This is a genomic window from Halosimplex halobium (assembly GCF_051414055.1).
Taxonomy (GTDB): Archaea; Halobacteriota; Halobacteria; order Halobacteriales; family Haloarculaceae; genus Halosimplex; species Halosimplex halobium.
Map to the genome: position 1 here is coordinate 93,824 of NZ_JBLKNX010000001.1, position 20,625 is coordinate 114,448.

General features: G+C 69.2%; 23 protein-coding genes. 14 read left to right on the forward strand and 9 right to left on the reverse strand.

Annotated elements, in window-relative coordinates:
• The first annotated feature begins 297 nt into the window (after positions 1-297).
• Positions 298-1,419 (forward strand): TSUP family transporter, encoded by a 1,122-nt coding sequence (locus tag ACMGFG_RS00485; RefSeq protein ID WP_436928386.1) that lies wholly within the window; start codon positions 298-300, stop codon positions 1,417-1,419.
• The gene (locus ACMGFG_RS00490) at positions 1,419-1,853 is read left to right on the forward strand and encodes a universal stress protein (RefSeq protein WP_436928387.1); all 435 of its coding nucleotides are present in this window, start codon (positions 1,419-1,421) and stop codon (positions 1,851-1,853) included. Before ACMGFG_RS00485 ends, ACMGFG_RS00490 begins: the two co-directional genes overlap by 1 nt.
• Positions 1,854-2,016: 163 nt before the next feature.
• Here the strand turns inward: ACMGFG_RS00490 and ACMGFG_RS00495 are convergent.
• A protein-coding gene (locus tag ACMGFG_RS00495) for an IS630 family transposase (RefSeq protein ID WP_436928388.1) occupies positions 2,017-3,017 on the reverse strand; the annotation gives its coding sequence in 2 pieces (ribosomal slippage) (positions 2,017-2,525 and positions 2,525-3,017; 1,002 coding nt in all).
• Between the two features lie 119 nt (positions 3,018-3,136).
• On the opposite strand from ACMGFG_RS00495, the gene thiC reads away from it, so the two are divergent.
• The 5 genes from thiC to ACMGFG_RS00520 all read left to right on the forward strand — a co-directional run bounded on the left by thiC (position 3,137) and on the right by ACMGFG_RS00520 (position 7,118).
• Positions 3,137-4,582, forward strand: a complete 1,446-nt coding sequence (thiC, locus tag ACMGFG_RS00500; RefSeq protein ID WP_436928389.1) for a phosphomethylpyrimidine synthase ThiC — start codon at positions 3,137-3,139, stop codon at positions 4,580-4,582.
• A gap of 77 nt (positions 4,583-4,659) precedes the next feature.
• Positions 4,660-4,881: a ribbon-helix-helix domain-containing protein gene (locus tag ACMGFG_RS00505; protein WP_436928390.1), complete on the forward strand. Its 222-nt coding sequence runs from the start codon at positions 4,660-4,662 to the stop codon at positions 4,879-4,881.
• On the forward strand, positions 4,878-5,129 hold the full coding sequence (locus ACMGFG_RS00510; protein WP_436928391.1) for a type II toxin-antitoxin system RelE family toxin: 252 nt from the start codon (positions 4,878-4,880) through the stop codon (positions 5,127-5,129). The genes ACMGFG_RS00505 and ACMGFG_RS00510 overlap by 4 nt, the downstream gene beginning before the upstream one ends.
• A gap of 146 nt (positions 5,130-5,275) precedes the next feature.
• Positions 5,276-6,292, forward strand: coding sequence for a TIGR04024 family LLM class F420-dependent oxidoreductase (locus tag ACMGFG_RS00515; RefSeq protein WP_436928392.1), 1,017 nt, complete (start codon positions 5,276-5,278; stop codon positions 6,290-6,292).
• A gap of 190 nt (positions 6,293-6,482) precedes the next feature.
• Entirely contained in the window at positions 6,483-7,118 is a 636-nt protein-coding gene (locus ACMGFG_RS00520) for a hypothetical protein (protein WP_436928393.1), read from the forward strand.
• 12 nt (positions 7,119-7,130) lie between these two features.
• Here ACMGFG_RS00520 and ACMGFG_RS00525 read toward each other — a convergent pair whose 3' ends face one another.
• Positions 7,131-8,516, reverse strand: coding sequence for an FAD-binding oxidoreductase (locus tag ACMGFG_RS00525; protein WP_436928394.1), 1,386 nt, complete (start codon positions 8,514-8,516; stop codon positions 7,131-7,133).
• 81 nt (positions 8,517-8,597) lie between these two features.
• The gene (locus ACMGFG_RS00530; RefSeq protein ID WP_436928395.1) at positions 8,598-9,695 is read right to left on the reverse strand and encodes a phosphotransferase family protein; all 1,098 of its coding nucleotides are present in this window, start codon (positions 9,693-9,695) and stop codon (positions 8,598-8,600) included.
• Positions 9,696-9,836: 141 nt separating this feature from the next.
• On the opposite strand from ACMGFG_RS00530, the gene ACMGFG_RS00535 reads away from it, so the two are divergent.
• The gene (locus tag ACMGFG_RS00535; protein WP_436928396.1) at positions 9,837-9,989 is read left to right on the forward strand and encodes a hypothetical protein; all 153 of its coding nucleotides are present in this window, start codon (positions 9,837-9,839) and stop codon (positions 9,987-9,989) included.
• Positions 9,990-10,214: 225 nt separating this feature from the next.
• The gene (locus tag ACMGFG_RS00540) at positions 10,215-11,423 is read left to right on the forward strand and encodes an RNA-guided endonuclease InsQ/TnpB family protein (RefSeq protein WP_436928397.1); all 1,209 of its coding nucleotides are present in this window, start codon (positions 10,215-10,217) and stop codon (positions 11,421-11,423) included.
• A 78-nt stretch (positions 11,424-11,501) separates the two neighbouring features.
• On the opposite strand, the gene ACMGFG_RS00545 is transcribed toward ACMGFG_RS00540, so the two are convergent.
• The 3 genes from ACMGFG_RS00545 to ACMGFG_RS00555 all read right to left on the reverse strand — a co-directional run bounded on the left by ACMGFG_RS00545 (position 11,502) and on the right by ACMGFG_RS00555 (position 14,065).
• Positions 11,502-12,305 (reverse strand): 6-hydroxymethylpterin diphosphokinase MptE-like protein, encoded by an 804-nt coding sequence (locus ACMGFG_RS00545; RefSeq protein ID WP_436928398.1) that lies wholly within the window; start codon positions 12,303-12,305, stop codon positions 11,502-11,504.
• A gap of 126 nt (positions 12,306-12,431) precedes the next feature.
• On the reverse strand, positions 12,432-13,637 hold the full coding sequence (gene folP, locus ACMGFG_RS00550) for a dihydropteroate synthase (RefSeq protein ID WP_436928399.1): 1,206 nt from the start codon (positions 13,635-13,637) through the stop codon (positions 12,432-12,434).
• A gap of 119 nt (positions 13,638-13,756) precedes the next feature.
• Positions 13,757-14,065, reverse strand: coding sequence for a DUF7577 domain-containing protein (locus ACMGFG_RS00555; RefSeq protein ID WP_436928400.1), 309 nt, complete (start codon positions 14,063-14,065; stop codon positions 13,757-13,759).
• 120 nt (positions 14,066-14,185) lie between these two features.
• Here ACMGFG_RS00555 and ACMGFG_RS00560 point away from each other — a divergent pair, with 120 nt between their 5' ends.
• From ACMGFG_RS00560 to ACMGFG_RS00570, 3 genes are read left to right on the forward strand one after another with little or no spacing between them, the layout of a single operon-like run.
• On the forward strand, positions 14,186-14,716 hold the full coding sequence (locus ACMGFG_RS00560) for a DUF8114 family protein (protein WP_436928401.1): 531 nt from the start codon (positions 14,186-14,188) through the stop codon (positions 14,714-14,716).
• The gene (locus ACMGFG_RS00565; RefSeq protein WP_436928402.1) at positions 14,713-15,516 is read left to right on the forward strand and encodes an RNA methyltransferase; all 804 of its coding nucleotides are present in this window, start codon (positions 14,713-14,715) and stop codon (positions 15,514-15,516) included. Before ACMGFG_RS00560 ends, ACMGFG_RS00565 begins: the two co-directional genes overlap by 4 nt.
• 57 nt (positions 15,517-15,573) lie before the next feature.
• Complete coding sequence (locus ACMGFG_RS00570) at positions 15,574-16,674, forward strand: cellulase-like family protein (protein ID WP_436928403.1); 1,101 nt, start codon at positions 15,574-15,576, stop codon at positions 16,672-16,674.
• A 42-nt stretch (positions 16,675-16,716) separates the two neighbouring features.
• Here ACMGFG_RS00570 and ACMGFG_RS00575 read toward each other — a convergent pair whose 3' ends face one another.
• Genes ACMGFG_RS00575 through gatE form a run of 3 tightly spaced genes read right to left on the reverse strand, consistent with a single transcriptional unit; the run spans position 16,717 to position 20,024 of the window.
• Positions 16,717-17,151 carry a hypothetical protein gene (locus ACMGFG_RS00575; RefSeq protein WP_436928404.1) on the reverse strand — a complete coding sequence of 145 codons (435 nt, stop codon included), beginning with the start codon at positions 17,149-17,151 and terminating at the stop codon, positions 16,717-16,719.
• Positions 17,148-18,149 carry a hypothetical protein gene (locus ACMGFG_RS00580; RefSeq protein WP_436928405.1) on the reverse strand — a complete coding sequence of 334 codons (1,002 nt, stop codon included), beginning with the start codon at positions 18,147-18,149 and terminating at the stop codon, positions 17,148-17,150. The genes ACMGFG_RS00575 and ACMGFG_RS00580 overlap by 4 nt, the downstream gene beginning before the upstream one ends.
• Entirely contained in the window at positions 18,150-20,024 is a 1,875-nt protein-coding gene (gene gatE, locus ACMGFG_RS00585; RefSeq protein WP_436928406.1) for a Glu-tRNA(Gln) amidotransferase subunit GatE, read from the reverse strand.
• A 175-nt stretch (positions 20,025-20,199) separates the two neighbouring features.
• Here gatE and ACMGFG_RS00590 point away from each other — a divergent pair, with 175 nt between their 5' ends.
• Positions 20,200-20,397 carry a hypothetical protein gene (locus tag ACMGFG_RS00590; protein ID WP_436928407.1) on the forward strand — a complete coding sequence of 66 codons (198 nt, stop codon included), beginning with the start codon at positions 20,200-20,202 and terminating at the stop codon, positions 20,395-20,397.
• Complete coding sequence (locus ACMGFG_RS00595; RefSeq protein WP_436928408.1) at positions 20,394-20,573, forward strand: hypothetical protein; 180 nt, start codon at positions 20,394-20,396, stop codon at positions 20,571-20,573. The genes ACMGFG_RS00590 and ACMGFG_RS00595 overlap by 4 nt, the downstream gene beginning before the upstream one ends.
• Positions 20,574-20,625: the final 52 nt, after the last annotated feature.

Sequence of the window (20,625 nt, forward strand, 5' to 3'; positions counted from 1 at the left end):
CGCCCTGTCGATCCTCCCGGAAAGACTCTGATCGATCTCGAGCGGGAACGGCGAAAACTGGACACAGCCGCGCTGTGTGTCCCGTTCGCAAACGTCGTCCGAACCCCAAGGTCCTTTAGACGGTACTCGCAACGTGCCGGGCACCATGACCCGTTCACCGGCGGTCGACCGTTCCGCGAGCCAGACCCGATTTCACCCGACAACGAGGGGTATCACCTGAATGCGGGACCCCTTCGTTCAGTCCGGCGACTCGGTCGTGCGGGCGTCGACCCGTGCCGCTTCCAGAGGTGTTCCCGCGTGAGTTTCAGTTCCGTCCAGAAGTCGTTCCTGAAGTACCAGCACATCTTCGTGTTCGCGGCGCCCGTGCTCTTCGTCGCGAGCGTGTTCCTGTTCGCGCCGACGGACGGCGCCGGCGGTCCGGGCTACTGGCTGGATTTCTGGTGGCTGTTCCCCGTGTTCCTGACGGGCGCGACCATCGTGAACACGGTCGGGATCAGCGGCTCGGCGCTGTTCGTGCCCTTCCTGATCTTCATCTTCCCGCTGTTCGCCCAGCCACTCACGCCGGAGACGCTCGTGAAGGTCGGGCTGATCAGCGAGGCGTTCGGGCTGTCGAGCTCCGCAGTCGCGTTCGTCCAGTACGGGCTGGTCGACCGCCGGCTCGCCCTGTCGATCGTCGGCGGTGCGGTGCCGTTCGTCGTCGCTGGAGCCATCCTCTCCTTTGTGATCCCGGAACCGCTGTTCCACGGCCTGCTTGGCCTGGCGCTACTGGCCGCCTCGTACCTCCTGTTCAAGGCTGACCTGGGCCACGAGGAGCCGGAGTCGGGGTCGGAGGGCGGCACCTCGACGGCGACCGACGGCGGCGCCTCGACGGCGGCGGACGGCGGCACCGCGGACCTCCCCGACGACGCCGACAAGCTCGGCCCCGCCGGCGTCCGCACCGACGACGACGGGACCGTGACGCGGGTCGACCGCGACGGGGACGACTACCGCTACACCCGCGGCGGCTACCTCAAGCGGTTCGCCAACTACAGCATCGGCGGCACCTTCCAGGGGCTCGCCGGCTTCGGCGCCGGCGAACTCGGCATCATCTCGATGCTCTCGACGAAGGTCCCCGTCCGCGTCGCCATCGGGACCAATCACATCGTCGTCGCCGTGACGGCGGTCCTCGCCTCGCTCGTCCACGTCTTCGGCGGGACGGTGCTCGACGCCGCCGGGATCCACATCCCCGGCGTCCACAGCCTCTCGCTGGCCTCGACGCCGTGGAACATGGTCGTGTTCACCGTCCCGGCGACGGTCACCGGCGGGCAGATCGCCCCCTACGTCTCGAACGCCCTCGACACCGACACGATCAAGACCTTCGTCGGCGGCCTGTTCGCCGTCATCGCGCTCGCCCTGTTCGGCATGGCGGTGGGTGTCTGATGTACGACGACATCCTCCTCCCCACGGACGGCAGCGAGGCGACGACGGCCGCCGTCGACCACGCGGGCCAGCTGGCCGAAGTTCACGGCGCGACCGTCCACGTCCTCTCGGTCGTGGACACGCGAAACCGCTTCGAGAGCCCGTCGTCCGGCATCGCCCCCGACGCGTGGCTCGCCTCCGAACGCGAGCGCGCTCGCCAGGCCATCGACGAGGCCGTCGCTACCCTCCCCGACGACGTACCCGTCGAGCGCATCGTCGAGGAGGGCGTGCCGAAGTCCGCGATCCTCGAATTCGTCGCGGAGAACGACCCGGACCTGGTCGTCATGGGCACGCACGGCCGGACGGGCCTCGACCACTACCTCATCGGCAGCGTCGCCGAGAACGTCGTCCGCGAGTCGCCCGTCCCCGTCACGACCGTCCGCGTCGACGAGTAGCGCCCTCCGGGCGACTCCGACGCGCCCAGCAGACCCATTCCGGACTGGTCGGGCCCCGTACCGTCGTCGATCCTCCCGCGTCGGCCCACTCGCTGACACGTCCGACTTTCGACGCAGGTCCGCCCGGGTCCGTTCTCCCCGGAACGACACGCTATAGTATTCGTCAGAAGTAATTACTCACTTTTGGGAGCGACAGCTGGTCGAGAGCGGTATCGATCGCGGAGGTCAGTTGCTCAAGCGAGTCGAAGAACCGGTTGCTGAGGGCGTCTTGGAGTTGTCGCCAGCACTCTTCGACAGGATTGAGTTCCGGCGAATACGCAGGCAACGTGACGAAGGCGAGGTCGTCACGGGCCGCTAGGTCCGTGACGGCCGACGCCTGAAAGTACGGCGCTCCGTCTAGCACGACGATCAAGTCTTCTTCGAATTCTTCGCATAACGCGAGAATGAAATGTTTCGCGTGATCGGCGGTAACGTACTCGGTGAATCGTGAGAAAAAGCAGTCACCATCTTCGGTGATCGCGCCGAGCAGACACGTCCAGTCGCGTTGACCAGACAGTTCGACGCTCGGCCGCGTGCCGCGCGGAAACCACGCGGCACGCGGCTCGACCTGTACCGATTTCTTGGTTTGGTCGATACAGACTACTGTGGCGTCCATTTCCCGCCGCTTTTTTTGATCTCGTCGTGGAACTCCTCTTGGTCAGATTCGTCGGCTTCGGCGGCTGTTCGACGTGGTTTTTGATAACTGAGTCCAGCTTCTTTGAGCAACCGCCGACAACTCGCGATCGAGTATTCGACGCCGTACGTGTCTTCGAGAAATTCTTGGGCGAGCGCCGGCGTCCACGCCGGCGCGTCGATCCCGACTTCTTCAGGTGGTTCGTGAACGGTTTGTTCGAACTCTTCTTGCTGTGATTCTGAGAGCTTTCGTTTTCTTCCGGATCGATGAGCATCAGAGACGGCTTGCTCAAGCGACTCGTCGGTGTCGAGTCGCTTGAGCCAGCTGTAGATCGTCCGTCGTTGAACGTCGTACCACTCGGCTAGTTCAGTCTGCGAAACACCGTTTTTGTACGCAATTGCGGCTAAGAGCCGTTGTGTCGGTTTCTTTCCATCCACGTTGTCGAGGGTGTCTTGCAGTTCCTCGACGGAGATCTCGTCGAGATGATTCACTAGTAGTTGCAACGCACTCTGAGTAAATAATTCTGTCGGATACTATAGACAGCGGTCGCGCTTCCGTTAACCGGCCCGACCACCAACGCTTATAACTTGGTAGTACAACCTAGTAATCGATGCCGACGCAACTGCAGCGCGCACGGGAGGGAACGGTCACGGAGGCGATGGAGCGGGTCGCCGAACGCGAACAGCGCGACCCGGAGTTCGTCCGCGAGCAGGTCGCCGAGGGGCAGGCGGTGATCCCCGCCAACCACGGCCACGAGTCGCTGGACCCGATGGTCATCGGCCGGGAGTTCGCGACGAAGGTCAACGCCAACATCGGCGCCAGTGAGACGACCAGCGACCTCAAGGACGAACTGGAGAAACTCCACACCGCGGTCCACTACGGCGCGGACACGGTGATGGACCTCTCCACCGGAGGCGACCTCGACGAGATCCGGGAGGCGAACGTCGAGTACTCGCCGGTGCCCGTCGGAACGGTCCCCATCTACGAAGCGGTCACGCGGGTCGACGACGTGGCCGACCTGACCCACGAACTCCTGCTGGACGTGATCGAGAAGCAGGCCGAGCAGGGCGTCGACTACATGACGATCCACGCCGGCGTGCGGATGGAACACCTCCCGCTGACCGACGGCCGCAAGACCGGCATCGTCTCGCGGGGCGGGTCGATCCTCGCCCAGTGGATCGAGGAGAACGGGATGGAGAACCCCCTGTACACCAAGTTCGAGGAGATATGCGACATCTTCGCCGAGCACGACGTGACCTTCAGTCTGGGCGACGGGCTCCGGCCGGGCTCGCTGGCCGACGCGAGCGACGAGGCGCAGTTCGCCGAACTGGAGACGCTGGGGGAACTCACGCGGACCGCCTGGGACCACGGCGTCCAGGTGATGGTCGAAGGACCGGGCCACGTGCCGATGGACGAGGTGGCCGACAACGTCGAGCGCCAGCAAGAAGTCTGCGACGGTGCCCCCTTCTACGTGCTCGGGCCGCTCGTGACCGACGTGGCGCCGGGCTACGACCACATCACCAGCGCCATCGGCGCGACCGAGGCGGCCCGGGCCGGCGCGGCGATGCTCTGCTACGTCACGCCCAAAGAGCACCTCGGCCTGCCCGACGCCGAGGACGTGCGGGACGGGCTCGCGGCCTACCGGATCGCCGCCCACGCCGCCGACGTGGCCAACGGTCGCCCCGGCGCTCGCGACTGGGACGACGCCCTCTCCGAGGCGAGATACGAGTTCGACTGGCGCCGCCAGTTCGAACTCGCCCTGGACCCGGAGCGGGCCCGCGAGTTCCACGACCAGACGCTCCCCGGCGACAACTACAAGGAGGCCCGCTTCTGCTCGATGTGCGGCGTCGACTTCTGCTCGATGCGCATCGACCAGGACGCTCGCGAGGCCGACGGCGAGGGACAGATGGAGTCGATCGAAGACGAGACCGACCTCGACGACTCGCCCGCCGCCGAGGTGAACCGCCCGCCGGTCGGCGAACACGACGGCGCCGACGTGCCCGACCTCCCGAAGTTCGTCGACCCGTACGGCCACGGGGAACCGGCCGACGACTAGTCTTCCGAACGAAGTGCGGGACGGAGCGGTCCCCGGAAGAAGATTTAATCCGTCGAGCGTACTACTCTCGTAACACGATGAGCACACTCAACGTGAAGATACCCGACGAGATGGACGACGACCTGCGGGAGTTTCTGGAGGAACACCCGCACTATCTCAACAAGAGCGAACTGGTCCGCGACGCGCTTCGACACCTGATGGACTCCCAGCAGCTGGCCGACTGGGCTCGCGACGACATCCGTGTGAGTCGCGACCAGATCGACGAGGGCGATACGGTCGCGCTCGACGACCTCGAATGACGGAGGTGCTCCTCTCGGAACGGGCGCGGGACCGTCTCTCGGCGCTCGAACCCGAGATTCAGGAACGCATCAAAGACGCCCTCCGGGAGGTCGATCCGGATCGAGACCTCTCACGGCTCTCCGGCGAAGATGCGTACAAACTCCGAGTCGGCGACTATCGCGTCATCACCGACTGGAACCGCGAGGACGACACGGTGTACGTGCTAACTCTCGGCCATCGCCGGAACGTCTACGACCGGGAGTGGTAGGGAAGCTACTGCCGTTCGCCGTCTGCTCTGCCCCCGCACTGAACGTGAATCTTAAACGTATCGCGAGTTGTTTCGAGTGCTACGGGTCTATTTGGGTCTTCGCGCCCGAGTAGGCGTATGCCACGAGATAGCACGGAGGGTCCGCGGTGACCGACCCAGCCGCGCCGACCCGGGATGCCTTCCTCCCGGTCGCCGCCCAGCCGTCGGTCGATCAGCTCGTCGAGTTCGCCCGTGAGGCCGAGCAGTTGGGCTACGAGCGCGCCTGGCTCCCCGAGACCTGGGGTCGCGACGCGGTGACGACGCTGACGGCCATCGCCGAGCGAACCGAGGAGATCGGGATCGGCACCTCCATCGCGAACGTCTACTCCCGCTCGCCGGCGCTGATCGGCCAGACCGCCGCGACGCTGCAGGAGGTTTCGGACGGGCGGTTGCGCGTCGGCCTCGGTCCCAGCGGCCCCGCCGTCGTCGAGGGGTGGCACGGCGCCGACTACGACCGCCCGCTGCGGCGGACCCGCGAGACCGTCGAGGTCGTCCGGCTCGTGCTCTCGGGCGACCCCGTCGAGTACGACGGCGAGATATTCACGCTCTCGGGGCTGCGTCTCCGCTGTGATCCGCCGGAGACGGTCCCTGGGATCGACGCCGCCGGGATGGGACCGAAGTCCGTCGAACTCGCCGGTCGGTTCGCAGACGGCTGGCACGCGCTGATGCTCACGAAAGCGGGACTGCGCGACCGGCTGGCGGACCTGAAACGGGGGGCGAAACTCGGCGACCGTGATCCCGATGAGTTGCGCGTGACACTCTCGCTGCCGTGTATCGCGCTGGACGACCGCGAGCGGGCGCGTCGGCTCGCGCGGAACCACCTGGCGTTCTACGTTGGCGCCATGGGCACGTTCTACCGCGAGGCGCTCGAACGGCAGGGCTACGACGAGGAGGCCGTCGAGATCGCCAGCGAGTGGGCCAACGGGAATCAGGAGGCCGCGCTGGCCGCCATCTCCGACGAGTTGCTCGACGACCTCGGGATCGCCGGCACGCCCGAGGAGTGTCGCGAGCACTACGCGGCGTGGGAGGCCATCGACGGCGTCGACGCCGTGTCGGTGTCGTTCCCGCGGGGCGCCGAACCCGACGAGATATCGGCGACGATGCGCGCGCTCGCGCCGGAGTGACGAGCCTTTTTGAACGGGGCAGTTCGCGATCCGAACTCGCGGCCGCCCCTCGATACGGATCGGGAAGCCGGTGAGCGCGCGTCCGCCGGCGGGCACGACGAATACGTCGTGTCGGTGCCGCAGGGCCGCGATCTCGGCGCCGCGTCGCGTAACCGAAATCGCGGAAAATCAGGGGGGAGAAGAAACAGACGTGTCCGGGACCGTTCCACTCCGAACTGGCCGCACCGGGGCGGGCGAAGCGTTCTCACCGGCGATCCGCCGCATCGCCCGGATCGGGACCGTCGGCTTCGTCCTGGCGAACCTGCTCGTCGGCCTGGCGTTTCTCACCGACCCCGAACCGATGCCGTACTACCCGTGGGCGTCGCTCCCGGTGGCGCCGCTGCCCGACCAGCCGACGCTCGGCCACTATCCCGCCAGCTACACGCTCGGCCTCTGGCTGTGGGAGTTCACGTTCCCCCTCGCGATCCTCCGGGCAGCGGAACGCGCGTCGCTGACGAGCGAGCGGGCCCGGCGAGCGGTCCTCGTGGCCGTCCCGGCGCTCGTGGCGCTCGGGTTCCACGCGTACTGCGCGCTCGTCTTCCCGCAGCCGACGCCCACGCCGTGGGAGCCCGCGGTCACCGCGGTCTGTTACGTCTACTGTCAGACCTACGCGCCGCTGTGGAGCGCGGTCACCGTCGGGACGGTCCTGCTCGGCGTCGGCGGCTGGCTCGCGCCGCGGGACTCGCGACTCGGACGCGCCGCCACCGCGGGGTTCGGTCTGCTCACCTTCCCGCTGGGTGCGCTCGCGCTGTACGACGCCGCGACATGGGGCGACGGTGGCCGCTGAGGCCCGCGGCGCTCAGTCCGATTCGTCCGGGAAGACCTTCCCGGGATTCAGGATCCCCTCGGGGTCCAGCGCCTCTTTGACCGACCGCATCGCTGCCACGGACTCGGCTCCGTGCTCGCGCTCCATGAACTGCCGCTTGCCCAGACCGACGCCGTGTTCGCCGGTCGCGGTGCCGCCCAGGTCGATGGCTGCCTCGACGACGGCCGCGTAGGCCGCCTCGCCGCGCTCGACCATCGCCTCGTCGTCGGGGTCGACGAGGATCTCGTAGTGGAGGTTGCCGTCGCCGGCGTGTCCGTAGCAGGCCATCGGGAGGCCCCGCTCGTCGGCCTCCCGGCGGGCGCGGCGGACGATCTCCGGGAACGAGCCGATCGGGACCGTCACGTCGCCGGGGTGGAGCGGCCGGAGATTCCCGCGGTACTCGTCGAGCGCGTAGGCCATCTCGCGCCGCAACTCCCACAGCCGAGCCATCTCCTCGTCGGCGGCGATCTCGAAGGAGACGGGGTCGTAGTCGGCGAAGACCGTCCGGCAGAACTCGATCTCCTCGTCGATCCCGTGGTCGGCGTGGAACTCGACGAAGACCATCGGCGCGTCGGGCAGATCGGTACCGACGTACTCGTTGGCGACCTCGGCCGCGAACGAGCCCATCAGCTCGATCTTCGCCACGTCGACGCCCGACTGGACGGCGTCGGCGATGGCGCCGGCGGCGTCGTCGAACGTCTCGAACACCGCCCGGCCGCCACGGACCTGCTGGGGTCGTCCGGCCAGTTGCAGTGTCGCACGCGTGATCACCGCCAGCGTGCCCTCGCTGCCGACGAGCAGGTCCTTCAGGTTGTAGCCCGCCGAGGACTTCACCGCGCCGCTGCCCGCCGTCACGACCGTCCCGTCCGCGAGGACGGCTTCGAGTTCGAGCACCCAGTCGCCGACGACGCCGTACTTCACGGCCTGCATCCCGCTCGCGTCGGTCGCGATCATCCCGCCGACCGTCGAGATGTCGCCCGACGACGGTAGCGGCGGGAACGTGAGCCCGTGCTCGGCGGCCGCCTCGTCGACCGCCGTCCCCAGCACGCCCGGCTCCACGTCGACCTGCAGGTCGTCGGGTCGAATCTCCAGAATATCGTCCATCCGCGTAGTGTCCAGGCTGATACCCTCGTGGGCAGGAACGGCGTTACCTTCCAGGCCGGTGCCCGCGGCGTAGGGGGTGACGGGGATCCCGCGCTCGTGGGCCCCCGCCAGGACCGCCGACACCTCCGCGGTGCTCGTCGGCCAGACGACGGCGTCGGGGCGGACCTCGTCCTCGGGGTGGGTGCCCCAGTCGCCGGCGTGTTCCTCCCGGGCGTACTCGTCCGTCGACACCCGGTCGGGGTCGACGGCGTCGCGCAGGAAGTCGAGGTCGGTCATGGGCGAGACCCGGGGCCGTGGGGGTTTAGCTCCGTCGGCAGCGGAGAGAGTGCGGCCCAGTCGGCGCCCCCCAGGAGCGGCTCACCGATCCACGCCGGGCACGCGCTCGGCGAGGAACGCCCGGTGTTCGGCGGCGCGCTCGTCGCGCCCGGCGGGCGTCGCGTCCTCGTACCACAGCGGCAGGCAGGCCATCGCGTCCAGCCGGTCGACCAGCCGGTAGACGGCCATCCGCTCCAGCGTCGCTTCGTCGAACCGCCACTCCTCGCGGCCACCGGCGTAGGCCGACCGGAACGTCTCCCGCAGTTCAGCCGTCCGCACCTCGTCGTCACGGACGGGCTTCAGCAGGTGGAACTCGACCTTCGCGAGATTGTACGCGGGCTCGGCCGCCGAGAGGTTCGCCCAGTCGAGCACCGCCTTCGTCTCGCCGCGCTCGGGGTCGAGCAGGAGGTTGCCGTAGCGGTAGTCCCAGTGGTTGTACGTCGGCGGGTCCGGCTCGGAGAGGTCCGGGATCACGTCGCGCAGGTGCTCGCGGACCGGCTCGACGAGGTCGGCGAACCGCTCGGGGTCGTCGGCGAGGTCCGGGAAGTAGCCGCCCTCGGTCAGCCGGTCGAGCGTCCCCTCGTAGTCTTCGAGCAGTCGCTCCCGGAAGTCCTCGGCGCGCGGGTGGTCGTCGGTGTCGAGCACCGTCAGCTCGCCGTCCTGCACGCCGACGGTCCCGACCGCTGGAAGGGGGCCGAGTTCGTGTAGCTCTGCGAGGTTCCGTCCCGCCTCCCGGACCACACGCTCGCGGGCCGCGGGGTCGAGCCGGCCGGGGTCGTCCTCCAGGTTCGCGCCCTCGACGTGCTCGGCGAGGTAGAACGGCGCGGGGAACTCCCCGTGGGCGTCGCAGTAGCCGTAGACCCGCGGGACTGGGATCGTCGTCTCCCGCCCCGCGAGTTCGAACAACCGCGGTTCGGCGCGGGCGACCGGCGGGTCGACGAGGTCGGCGGTCGTCGCCTTCAGGACGACGGCGCGCGGCCCGCCAGGCGTCCCCACGTCGAGCGTCGCCACGAAATCCGTCCCGTGGGGGCTCCGCTCGACGGACTCGACCGTCCACTCGGGGCGGATCGCGGCGACCATCCCGCGGACCGCCTCGTCGGACACCTCGCGGTCGGTCGGCGAAACGGAGTCCGGTACCATACCGCCACTCGCCCGGCGACCGACAGAAGGCTTGCGGTCGTCCGGCAAGTGTAAACGAGTGACACAGTGGCCGCGTTCATCGTCAAGCCAGCGGGCGGGCCGGACGGGAACTGTAATGAACCGACGTCCCAATTGCCCGGTATGGACGCGCGTGACCTCGCGATCCTCGCCGCGGTCGTCGTCGCATTCGCCGCCCTCAGCGTGACGTACACGCCGGTCACCGGGCTCGCCGTCTCGGCGTTCCTGGGGTTCTTCCTCGTCGCCGCCTTCCGCTACCGCGATATCAGGTGGTGACCGGCCGCCGGCGATCCGGCCCCGGCGAGCGGCCGGCCGCTCCCGCGGCGATTCACCTAATTCGAGGTGGAGGCCCCACCCTCAAGGAGCGCCGGGCTTCCGGCCCCGGCGGAAGCACAAGCGAGTAGGGCGGGGAGGAAACCGACCCGATATCAACCAGACACCAGACTGTTGCCTGCTAACTCTCAACTATTAAGTAACTACAAGCAGTTATATGAAAATATCGTGGAGTACCGTCGAACTGCCGTTATCAAGCTCGACACGCCCGAAGGCGCGGATACACATCTTCAAGAGACTGTCGAGCAATTCAAATACTGTGCTAACACTGCAAGCGAGTGGTGCTGGCACGGCGACGACGGCTACCACGTCACATCCAAGGCGAAGGCCGACGATGCGCTGTACGACCAACTCCGCGAGGACACGGAGTTGACCGCGAATCTCGTCCAGAAAGGGATTCATCAGGCTGTCGAATCCATCAAAAGTGGTGTCGAACGGCTCAAAAACGACCAAGAGACGTCCCGTCCGACGTTCTCGGCAGATACCGCTATCTACGACAAGCGAAGTGCCACGTTCCACCGTGACCACGTGTCGCTGTCAACGCCGGACGGACGAATCGAGTGCGACTACATTCTGCCCGACGACGCCGAGACACCGCCGACGAAGTACGTCGCGGACGAGGATTACGAGTTTCGGCGGGCGACACTCCATCGACGCGAGGGCGACTGGTATCTCCACGCGTCGATGCTCAAAGAGGACGACGACACCGACTCCACGACCGAGCACAGAACAGTCCTCGGTGTGGACCTCGGTGTGAACCAACTCGCGGTCGCTTCGACCGGACGGTTTTGGTCGGCAGACGAGTTCAACCACTGGAAGCGAGAGTACGAGAAACGGCGTGGCGACCTCCAACAGTGTGGGACACGAGCCGCCCACGACGCGATGGCAGGTGTCGAGCGCAAAGAGGAGGGACGCTTCGAGATATTCCTGCATCGTGTCGCCAACGAGATCGTCACCGAAGCTGTCGAACACGACTGTTCGCACATCGTGTTCGAGGACTTGACGGACATTCGTGAGAACGTCCCACAGGCGTCGTGGCACCATCTCTGGGCATTCCGTCGGCTCTACGAGTATGTCGCCTACAAAGCCAGAGAGCAGGGTGTCGAAACCGTTCAGGTCGACCCACGGAACACCTCGAAGCGATGTTCGACCTGTGGGTTTACCCACGACGACAACCGCAACGGCGAGGACTTCGAGTGTCAGGACTGTGGCTACCAGAACCACGCCGACTACAACGCTTCCAAGAACATCGGCCTGCAGTATCTCCGGCGTCGGCAAAACGCAGACGACGGAGGCGCACCCGTAGACGTGCGCTTGAATCGCGGGACGGTGAACGTGAGTGGAGAGTACAATCTTCCCGCCTCATCCAAGGCGTAGAACGGGAGTCCACGCGAAAGCCCTCCCCTCAACGAGCGAGCGGGGCCATTGCCCCCGAGCGAAGTAGGGGAGGGTAGTTTACACCGGCAGCACGGACTCTTCGATGCCCTCACGTCGACTGTCCAGCACCGCGAACCGCTCGCCGCGCCGCAGTTCCAGCCACCGGAGCAGCCGCTCGGCCCAGACGAGTTTCTTCGCCTTCAGCGGGTCCACGTCGGGGTCGTCGAAGTCCCAGCCGGCGAAGACCAGGGCGTCGGCGCCGCAGTGGTCCGCGAGGAACGCCGCCCGGTCGCCGTCCGTGAACCCACCCGTGTTGACGACGGGCCCGGCGGGGGCGGCCTGGGTCGTCGGCAACACCCGCTCGACCGCGAGGCGGGGGACCCGCTCGCGCAGCGCCGGGCGGTTGTCGCCGTGGGCGTGGACCGCCACAGGCGTCCCTTCAGCGGTCAGTTCCCTGGCTGCGTCGCCCTCCTCGTCCAGATCGGTGACCATGCAGTCGACGGCCAGGCCGGCCTCGCACACGACGGCGGCCGCGTCGGAGGCCGCGACGACCGCGTCGGCCGCCCGGACGGTGTCGAGTTCGTCGCCGAGCGACGGCCCCGCGCCGACGACCGCGACCGTCTCGCCGCCGAAATCGAGGTCCGCGGGCGCGAGCGGGCCGCCGCGGTCGTCGCCGCGCCGGGACGGATCCCCGTCGGCGCTCGACGCGGCCCCGCCGGCGTCTGACGCGCCCGCGGATCCGTCGGGGCCGTCCCCGCGCCCGCCGACCCCGCCGCTCACGAGGTCGGCGAGCAGGTCGCGGGCCCGCTCGTCGCCGTCGCGGTCGAACCCCATATCGGCCAGGATCGCGGTGTAGACGGGTTCCCAGTCGTGAAATTCCATAGCTGTGACTACCGGAGTTGCGCCCCAATAAACCGGATTAGCCGAAATGGCACGAACAAGGTACCCCTACCCAGGTGCCCTTTCGGCCGTCACCATTCCGTTTTGGCGCATCCGGTATAAGTTTTCTCACCTGTCACCCCGCCCGTCGTCGGGGAGCATCCCGGCGAGCGCCCGTGGCACGTCGGTTCTGGCCGCCAGGTCGGCGAGCGCACCGGTCGACCCCCACAAAAACCCCTCCCCGTCGCCGGCGACGAACCGGCAGTCCGTCGCCGCGGCGGCCGACCGCAGCGTCTCGCGGGTCGCGGCGTCGAGGCCGCTGACCGCGTAGAGGCGGCTGACCGCCGCCGCCGGGTCGGCGTCGACGCCCGCCCGTTCGAAGTGGCGGGCCGCCTCCCCCGGCGTGGTCACGTCGAGTTCCTCGACCGCGATGTCGCCCCCCTCGTCGGCCCCTTCTTCGCCGCTACGGCCCCGTTCCCGCGCGAATGCGTCGCCGACGAGCGCGGCGTCGCGCGTCTCGCTCACGTCGTGGGTGCGGATCACGTGGGCGCCGCGCTCGACGGCCATCGACGTGGCGGCGAGGCTGACCGGCAGCGCCCCCTCCGTCGAGCGGTCGGCCAGCGTCCGCAGGAACGTCTTGCGGTTGATCGAGACCAGCGTCGGCGCGCCGAGCCCGCGGAACTCCCGCAGCCGGCGGAACGTCTCGCGGTCGTCCTCGATCGTCTGCTCGTCGGACCACCGGCCGAACGCGGGGTCGACGATGGTCTTGTCGGTCAGCCCGTTCTGTTTCAGCGCCTCGTACACCTGGTCGACGTAGTCGGCCTCGGCGGCCCACGACTCGGACTTCCGTTCGGCCCACGGCGTCGCCCGCACGGCCCCCGGTTTCGCGATGTTCGGCGGGCTCGCCATCTTCGCGACGGCCACGTCGTACTCCCGGCAGACTTCGGGCATCTCCGGGTCGGCGAAGCCGGCGATGTCGTTGACCATGTCGAACCCCCGGTCCAGCGCGGCCTCGGCGACCTCGGCGTAGCGCGTCTCGATGCTCCAGACGGCGTCGCCGGATGTCGACTCCAGGGTCTCGACGGCCGTGTCCAGCCGGTCGAGTTCCCCCTGGGCCGAGAGCACGTCGAACTTCTTGTTCGCCGACTCCAGCCCCACGTCGACGATGTCGGCGCCCTCGTCGATCAGCTCGTCGTCGACGTACGCCGCGGCCTCGCCGGGGTCGGCGAAGACGCTCGGGTCGTAGGGCGACTCCTCGCTGACGTTGAGCACGCCCATGACCCGCGGCGGATGGTCGTCCCCGATCCCGAGGCCCGCGGCGTCGACGTTCTGCATACGCGGGGCTGAGGACCACGGGTGCAAAAGCGGTACGGTGCGCCCGCGGCGATGCCCGTCGGCTCGCCGACTGCGCCGGCCCGGCGGCTCCCGCCCGGTTCCCGCCGCGCGAGGCCCCGCTACTGCTCGTCGAAGAAGGCGTTGGTCGTCCGCTTGTCCCGCTCGTAGCGCGACTCGGGGAGCTTCGACGAGCAGTTCCGGCAGACGGTGTAGTCGGGGTCGTTGTTCGTCCCGCACTCGGGGCAGTACCCCGGGTACTTCGACGGCGTCGTGTTGACGAGACTCGAGTAGTGGGACGGCATCGTCGCCTCCTTCTGCGGCAACAGCGACCCGGCGCCCCCGACCAGCAGCGACCCCAGGAACGCGACCAGCCCCAGCCCCAGCGCCGCCAACGTGGCGAACATGATGACGGCCACGAAACTGACCATGTGTGACACTCAGTGCCACGAGACAATAAATTGTCGGGTCGCCGCGGTCCCGTTGCCCGACTCGCGGGCGGGCCGCGCCGACTCGGGCGCTTTTTGTCGGGCGGCCGTCTACCCGGGGACATGGGAAAGGTCTCGATCGGGCTCCGCGGCTGGCGGTTCGACGAGGAGGCGGTGTTCGCCGACGACGGGACGATCCGGCCGCTGGACAACATGGACGCCGACACGCGCGAGCGGATCGTCCGCCTCTCGGCGATGATGGGCGAGCCCTGCGACTGCTGTTACCTGATCCACGGCGAGGAGGCCATCGAGCGGTGCAACCCCGCCCGGGCCATCTACGGGGAGGCGCTGGGGGAGGTCCTCCTCTGTGACGACCACGAGGCCGACTTCGTCTACTGGTTCCAGGAGGAGGGCGGCAAGCGCTACGCCGGCGAGCGCGAGTTGCAGGCCCGGTTCCACGAGTGGTTCGCCGACGGCGGCCGCGCCCCGGAGGGATTCGAACTCGAACACGTCAAGGAGGACCCCGACGACGTGCCCGAGGCGCCCGACCCCGACGAGGAGCTGCCCGGCCTGGAGGAGGAGATCGAGGAGATGGACGACGACGAGCTCGACGCGCTGGACATGGACCTGTCCGACATCGACTTCGACGGATGAGCGGCGACAACGTACCCGACGAGACGGACCGGAGCAGGACGGACCGCGACGGCGGCCCCTCGGTCTCGGTCGCGGTGGTCGACGCCGAGACCTCGGGCAACGTCGGCACCATCGCCCGCTCGATGAAGAACTTCGGGATCACGGATCTGTACCTCGTCGACCCACCGGATATCGGCCCCGAGAGCGAGGCCTGGGGGTTCGCCGGCCACGCCCGCGAGGATGTGCTCCCGGACGCACGGGAAGTGAGCTTCGACTACCTGGTCGAGCACTTCCACACCGTCGGCTGCACGGCGGTCACCAACGAGGACGAGCGCAGCCACACCCGCTACCCGTTCAGGACACCCGCCGACCTCGCCGATAGCCTCCGCGGCGTCGACGCAGAGACCTGCGTCGTCTTCGGCCGCGAGCGGGTCGGGCTCACCAACGAGGAGATCGCCCGCCTCGACGAAGTGTGTTCGATCCCCGCCTCCGGCGACTACCCCGTGCTCAACCTCGGGCAGGCGGCGACGGTCGTCTGCTACGAGCTCCGGGAGCTGACCGTCGACGGGACCCAGCACCCCGAGTCGAACCACCAGCGCGCCGACGAGCGCGCCGTCGAGGGGCTCCACGAGCAGTTCGGCGAGTTCCTCGACGCCATCGACCACCCCGAGGAAAAGCGGGGGAAGGCGCGGCGGCTCTGGCGGCGGTTCGTCGGCCGCGCCCACCCGACCGGCCGCGAGGCGAAGACGCTCCGGGGCATCCTCCGGCGGGCCGGCCAGAAGGTCGACCGGCTCGAAGCCGACGACGACGGGCGGGAGTAGCCGGCGGACCGACGAGACTGGAGACACAACTAAGTACGGCGGCGCCGACCGGACCCCATGACGCTCGCGGACCGCGACTCGCCGCTGGCGATAGCGATGTGGGACTTCTCCTGGCTGGAGCGGCGCTACCCCGGCGGCGGCTACGAGGACTGGGGCCGTGCGCTCGACGAACTCGCCGAGCGGGGATACGACGCCGTCCGGATCGACGCCTACCCGCACCTCGTCGCCACGGACCCCGACCGGGAGTGGGTCCTCCCGCCCGCCTTCGACGCCTGTGACTGGGGCGCGCCGGCGACCTGCCGCGTCGAGGTGACGCCCGCGCTCACGGAGTTTATCGGCGCCTGCGCCGACCGCGATATCGCCGTCGCCCTGTCGTCGTGGTTCCGCGAGGACGAGACCGGGGCGCGCCTGGGCATCCGCACGCCCGCGGACCTGGCCGCCGTGTGGGTCGACACGCTCGACCGGATCGCCGACGCAGGGCTGCTCGACGCGCTGTGCTGGGTCGATCTGTGCAACGAGTTCCCGCTCCCGCAGTGGGCGCCCTACTTCAACGACCCCGACGCCGACCACCGGACGCCGCGGGACTCGCCGGCGGGCCGACGGTGGATCGACGACTCGATCGGCGGCGTCCGCGAGGCCTACCCCGACCAGGAGTACTGCCTCTCGGAGACGGTCGACCTCGACACGTGGAGTCGCGAGCCAGCCGCGGAGATGGATCTCCTCGAACCGCACATCTGGCTGATGAACGCCACCGGCTACTACGACTGGGAGCGCGACGGCGGCGACATCGACAGCGACGACCACTACGAGTGGGTAGTCGACGAGGCCGAGGCGCGGTACCGCAACGAACCGGACTACTGGCGGGAACAGCTCGGCGATGCTATCGACGCCGCCGCGGAGTGGTCCCGCGAGACCGGCTTGCCGCTCGCGACCACGGAGTCGTGGGCGCTCATCCATTACAAGGACTGGCCCGGCCTCGACTGGGAGTGGATCAGGGAGGTCTGCGCGTTCGGGACCCGCCGGGCCGCGGAAACCGGCCGCTGGGCGGCGATCTCGACGAGCAACTTCTGCGGTCCGCAGTTCGAGGGAATGTGGGCCGACGCCGAGTGGCACCGCGAGCAGACCGACGCGATCAAGGACGCCACCATCGGCGTGTAGCGGTCCGCGGACCTGCCGAGAGCCCCCGATGGCCGGGTGGGATCACCGTTCCCGGTCGCTCGCCGAGCGCTCGACGACCACGCCCCACCGCGCCGTCGAGACGAGGTCGGCGAGGACGTGGGCGTACAGCGCGACGGCGACCAGGCCGGCGACGTACGGCGAGGACAGCCACAGCGGTGGCACGACGAGGCCGCCCACGACGACGTGACTCAGCAGGCGGTTCAGCGCGCCGACCGACCCCTCGTCGAAGATCTCGTCCTGCGCGGCGACGACGATGCGCGGGTCGCGCAGACAGCGGCGGACCGGGTCCAGGCTCCCGGTGTTGTACCACGCCAGCAGGAAGTGGTCGACGTCGATCCCGACGCCGACGACGAGCGCGAGGGTGACGACCGCCCACGCGGGGATCGGCGCCGCCGTGAAGGCGAGCGCCCCGGCGGCGACGACCAGCGAGACCGCGGCGTGGGCGCCGGACTTCATCGGGGCGAGCCCGAGTCGTCGACCGGTGATTCGGGCCCGCGGGAGCCGGAGCCGGAGGCGGGGACAGTCCGCTGGACGACCGAGAACCCGGCGGCGCCTGCGAGGAATGTACCGGTCGCGAGTAGTTGCGTCCACGAGTCGGGGGCGGGCCACAGCCCCATCCCGGCGGCCTCGACGGCGCCCATCGGCGTCGCCGTCGCGCCGACGAGCACCACCCCGAGCCCCGCGCTCAGGACCGCGACCGCGATGCCGCCGACGACGAGCGCCAGCCAGACGACGGCCGTCCCGCCGGCGACCGTCCGGGCGTCCGCGCCGTCGGCGGCGAGGACGAGGCCGGCGACCGCCAGCACGCCGTAGTCGACGGCCCCGCCCAGCGCCGCGACGGCGCTGTCGGCGACCGCCAGCCAGAAGTACGGGACGCCCAGCGCCAGCCGCGTCGCGAGGTCGGCGCCGAACCACAGCGCCGCGGCGACCCCCAGCACCTGCGCGACCCGGACGACCGCACCGGGCTCGACCCGGGGGAGCCGCCGCTCGGTCGGCGCCACGGGGAGCCCCGGCCGGGCGTCGTCGCCGAGCGCCTCGCGGAGCGCCGCGCCGCCCGCCGCGGTCGCGGCGACGAGGCCGGCCGCGAACAGCCCGTTCTGGACCGCATCGGCCGTCCCCTCGACGAGGATCGCGGTCTCGACGGGGTCGGTCGCGACGACCAGCCGCGCGAGCGGCGACGCCTCGATGGCGACGCCCCCGGCGAACACCGCCGCGGTCAGCCGGGCGACGCTCGACCGCGTCACCGACTCCCCGCCGGCCGCGACCCGCTCGGCCAGCGCGAGCAGCGCGACGACGGCCAGCCAGTCGGTCGCCACCCGCAGCCCCAGCGACCCGACGAGCGTGACGACGCTCCGCAACGGCCGCGGCGGCACCGACGCCAGCGCCAGCGTCGCCGCTCCCAGCAGGGCCGTCGCGACGAGCGCGGCCAGCCCGCGGCGCCGGGTCGCGTTCATCTATGCCCGCTCCTGGATCTCCTCGCGGAGGACGCTGCTCACCGTGTCGCCGTCGGCCTTCCCGCGCAGCTCGCCCATGCACTCGCCCATCAGCCCGGAGAACGCGCCCATGCCCTCCTGCTCGACCTGCTCGGCGTTGCGCTCGACGACGCGCACGACCGCCTCGCGGACCTCGTCCTCGCCGACACCGCCCAGGTCCTCCCGCTCGACGGCCTCCTGGGCCGTGAGGTCGGGGTCGGCCGCCAGCGCCCGCAGGAGGTCGTCCAGCCCCTCCTGGGGCACCTCGCCGCCGTCGACCAGCGCGAGCGCGTCCGCGAGGTGGTCGTCGGTCAGGCTCCCGACGGCCACGTCGTCGCGACGGAGTTCGGTCAGCGTCGACTCGAAGGTCGTGGCCGCCAGCGTCGGGTCGACGCCCTCCTCGACCACCTGCTCGAACAGCGGCATGTACTCGCCGTAGGCGACCTGCTCGGCCAGCCCGGAGTCGAGGCCGTACTCGGCCCCGTAGCGCTCGACCTTCTCCGTCAGGAGTTCCGGCTGGTCGACCTCGGAGGGGTCGGGCTCCACGGGCGGCACGTCCGTCTCCGGGTACATCCGCGCCGCGCCCGGCAGCGGCCGCAGGTAGCGGGTCGTGCCGTCCTCGTTGGCGTCGCGGGTCTCCTCGGGCACCTCCTCGATGGCGACCTCGCCCCGCTCGGCGACGGCGTCGATGGCGAGTTCGGTCGTCTCCGGGTCCTCGGCGACCAGCGCGACCGCGTCCCCGGGGCCGGCGTCGACCGCCTCGCGCAGGGCCGCGACTTCGTCCTCGGTCACGCCGTAGGCCGGGAGTTCGTCGGTGTGGAAGATGCCGCCGGCGCCGTGCCGTTTGGCGTGGTCCGAGAACTCCGTCCCGAGGCGCCGGTCGGGCTGGATCTCCCGGCCGACGAGGCCGTCGAAGCCCTCCAGACGAACGGCCATCACGTTCCCGCCGTCCGAGAGCGCGCCGCCGATGACCCCCGAGTCGGTGTCCGCGAAGACCTCGGTCACGTCCGCGGGCTCGCCGACCGCGGCGTCCCGGTCGCGGAGTTCCGCGGCGATGTCGAGCAGTTCGACCTGCCGGCGGACCTCGTTGCGGACGATGTCGTCGATGTCGTCGAGGCTCTGGACGCCCTTGATCTCGACGCGGGCGCCCTCGGCGATGGAGACGTTCACGTCCTGGCGGATCGTCCCCAGGCCCCGCTTGACCTGGCCGGTCGAGCGCAGCAACATCCCGATGCGCTCGGCGGCGTCGCGGGCCTGCTCGGGCGAGCGGATGTCCGGCTTGGTCCCGATCTCGACCAGCGGGATGCCCAGCCGGTCGAGCGAGTAGCGGACGCCCGAGCCGGTCTCCGCGACGCGCTGGGCCGACTCCTCTTCGAGCATCAGGTCCTCGATGCGGACCTGGCCCTCGTCGGTACGAATAGCGCCCTCGCCGGCGACGCGCATCGTCCGCTGGAAGCCCGTCGTGTTCGAGCCGTCGACGACGATCTTCCGCATGACGTGGACCTGGTCGACGACGCTGGCGTCGAGCAGCTGGGCGATCTCCATGGCCACGTCCATCGCCTCCCGGTCCACGCGGCCCGGCGGCTCGTCGTCCTCCTCGACGAGACAGGTGGTGTCGTAGGAGAGGTACTCGAACTCGCGGTCGACCATGCTCTCCTCGAGCGCCGCTTCGTCGATCTCCCCGAGTTCGCTCTTGGTCGGGTGGAGATAGCGGGTGAAGGTCCGCTCGGATTCCTCCGGTTCCCTGAGGTCCGTCGGACACGGGCAGAACAGCTTGGAGGCCGTGTCCAGCTGCTGGTGGATCTCCAGCCCCGCCACCAGCCCCAGGTCCTCGTAGTCGTAGTCGGCGTCGCTCATTGGGCGTGTGTGCGACCGGGTGAACAAAAAGGACTCCGTCTCGACGGCTCGGCGGGGTCGAGGGGTCGGAGCCTCCGGGACGACCGTGTTCGGGACACGCGACCCGTGACGGAACCGCAGACAGATCAACAGAACTGATTTACACGCTCGAAATCACGTTCGGCGTGTCCGTACGATGTCGGAGTCGATCGGAAAGCGGCTGATCACGTTCGTCGCCTCGGTGTGGGGGATACTGACCGCGTACAGCGTCTACGTGGTGCTGGGGTATCCCGCCGAGTTCCCGCAGATAATGATATTCTTCAATCTCGTCCTCGTCTGCCAGTTCGCGGCCGTCTACCCTGTCTATCGGTACTTCGGGTGGGAGTTCGAATGAACGAAACCGACTACGACGAGACGGCCGGTGCGGTCGGCGGTGCGGCCGGTGCGGTCGCCGGGACGGTCGTCGCCAGCCTGACGCCGTTCACGCCGGGCTACCTGTTCGCGGCCGCGGCCGTCGGCGCGGTGACCGCGTACGCGGGACATCACCTCGTTCGCGGGCTCTCCCGGTGAGTGCGACCGGGCGATGGGACAACCGCGCCGAGGTGTTTTCCCGGTCCGGACC

Coding starts and splice junctions, on each gene's coding strand:
- ACMGFG_RS00560 (WP_436928401.1), top strand. CDS start 14,186: ATGGGAAAGGTCTCGATCGGGCTCCGCGGCTGGCGGTTCGACGAGGAG.
- ACMGFG_RS00525 (WP_436928394.1), bottom strand. CDS start 8,516: ATGACCGACCTCGACTTCCTGCGCGACGCCGTCGACCCCGACCGGGTG.
- ACMGFG_RS00535 (WP_436928396.1), top strand. CDS start 9,837: ATGGACGCGCGTGACCTCGCGATCCTCGCCGCGGTCGTCGTCGCATTC.
- ACMGFG_RS00565 (WP_436928402.1), top strand. CDS start 14,713: ATGAGCGGCGACAACGTACCCGACGAGACGGACCGGAGCAGGACGGAC.
- ACMGFG_RS00580 (WP_436928405.1), bottom strand. CDS start 18,149: ATGAACGCGACCCGGCGCCGCGGGCTGGCCGCGCTCGTCGCGACGGCC.
- ACMGFG_RS00510 (WP_436928391.1), top strand. CDS start 4,878: ATGACGGAGGTGCTCCTCTCGGAACGGGCGCGGGACCGTCTCTCGGCG.
- thiC (WP_436928389.1), top strand. CDS start 3,137: ATGCCGACGCAACTGCAGCGCGCACGGGAGGGAACGGTCACGGAGGCG.
- ACMGFG_RS00595 (WP_436928408.1), top strand. CDS start 20,394: ATGAACGAAACCGACTACGACGAGACGGCCGGTGCGGTCGGCGGTGCG.
- ACMGFG_RS00555 (WP_436928400.1), bottom strand. CDS start 14,065: ATGGTCAGTTTCGTGGCCGTCATCATGTTCGCCACGTTGGCGGCGCTG.
- gatE (WP_436928406.1), bottom strand. CDS start 20,024: ATGAGCGACGCCGACTACGACTACGAGGACCTGGGGCTGGTGGCGGGG.
- folP (WP_436928399.1), bottom strand. CDS start 13,637: ATGCAGAACGTCGACGCCGCGGGCCTCGGGATCGGGGACGACCATCCG.
- ACMGFG_RS00490 (WP_436928387.1), top strand. CDS start 1,419: ATGTACGACGACATCCTCCTCCCCACGGACGGCAGCGAGGCGACGACG.
- ACMGFG_RS00590 (WP_436928407.1), top strand. CDS start 20,200: ATGTCGGAGTCGATCGGAAAGCGGCTGATCACGTTCGTCGCCTCGGTG.
- ACMGFG_RS00545 (WP_436928398.1), bottom strand. CDS start 12,305: ATGGAATTTCACGACTGGGAACCCGTCTACACCGCGATCCTGGCCGAT.
- ACMGFG_RS00570 (WP_436928403.1), top strand. CDS start 15,574: ATGACGCTCGCGGACCGCGACTCGCCGCTGGCGATAGCGATGTGGGAC.
- ACMGFG_RS00575 (WP_436928404.1), bottom strand. CDS start 17,151: ATGAAGTCCGGCGCCCACGCCGCGGTCTCGCTGGTCGTCGCCGCCGGG.
- ACMGFG_RS00530 (WP_436928395.1), bottom strand. CDS start 9,695: ATGGTACCGGACTCCGTTTCGCCGACCGACCGCGAGGTGTCCGACGAG.
- ACMGFG_RS00505 (WP_436928390.1), top strand. CDS start 4,660: ATGAGCACACTCAACGTGAAGATACCCGACGAGATGGACGACGACCTG.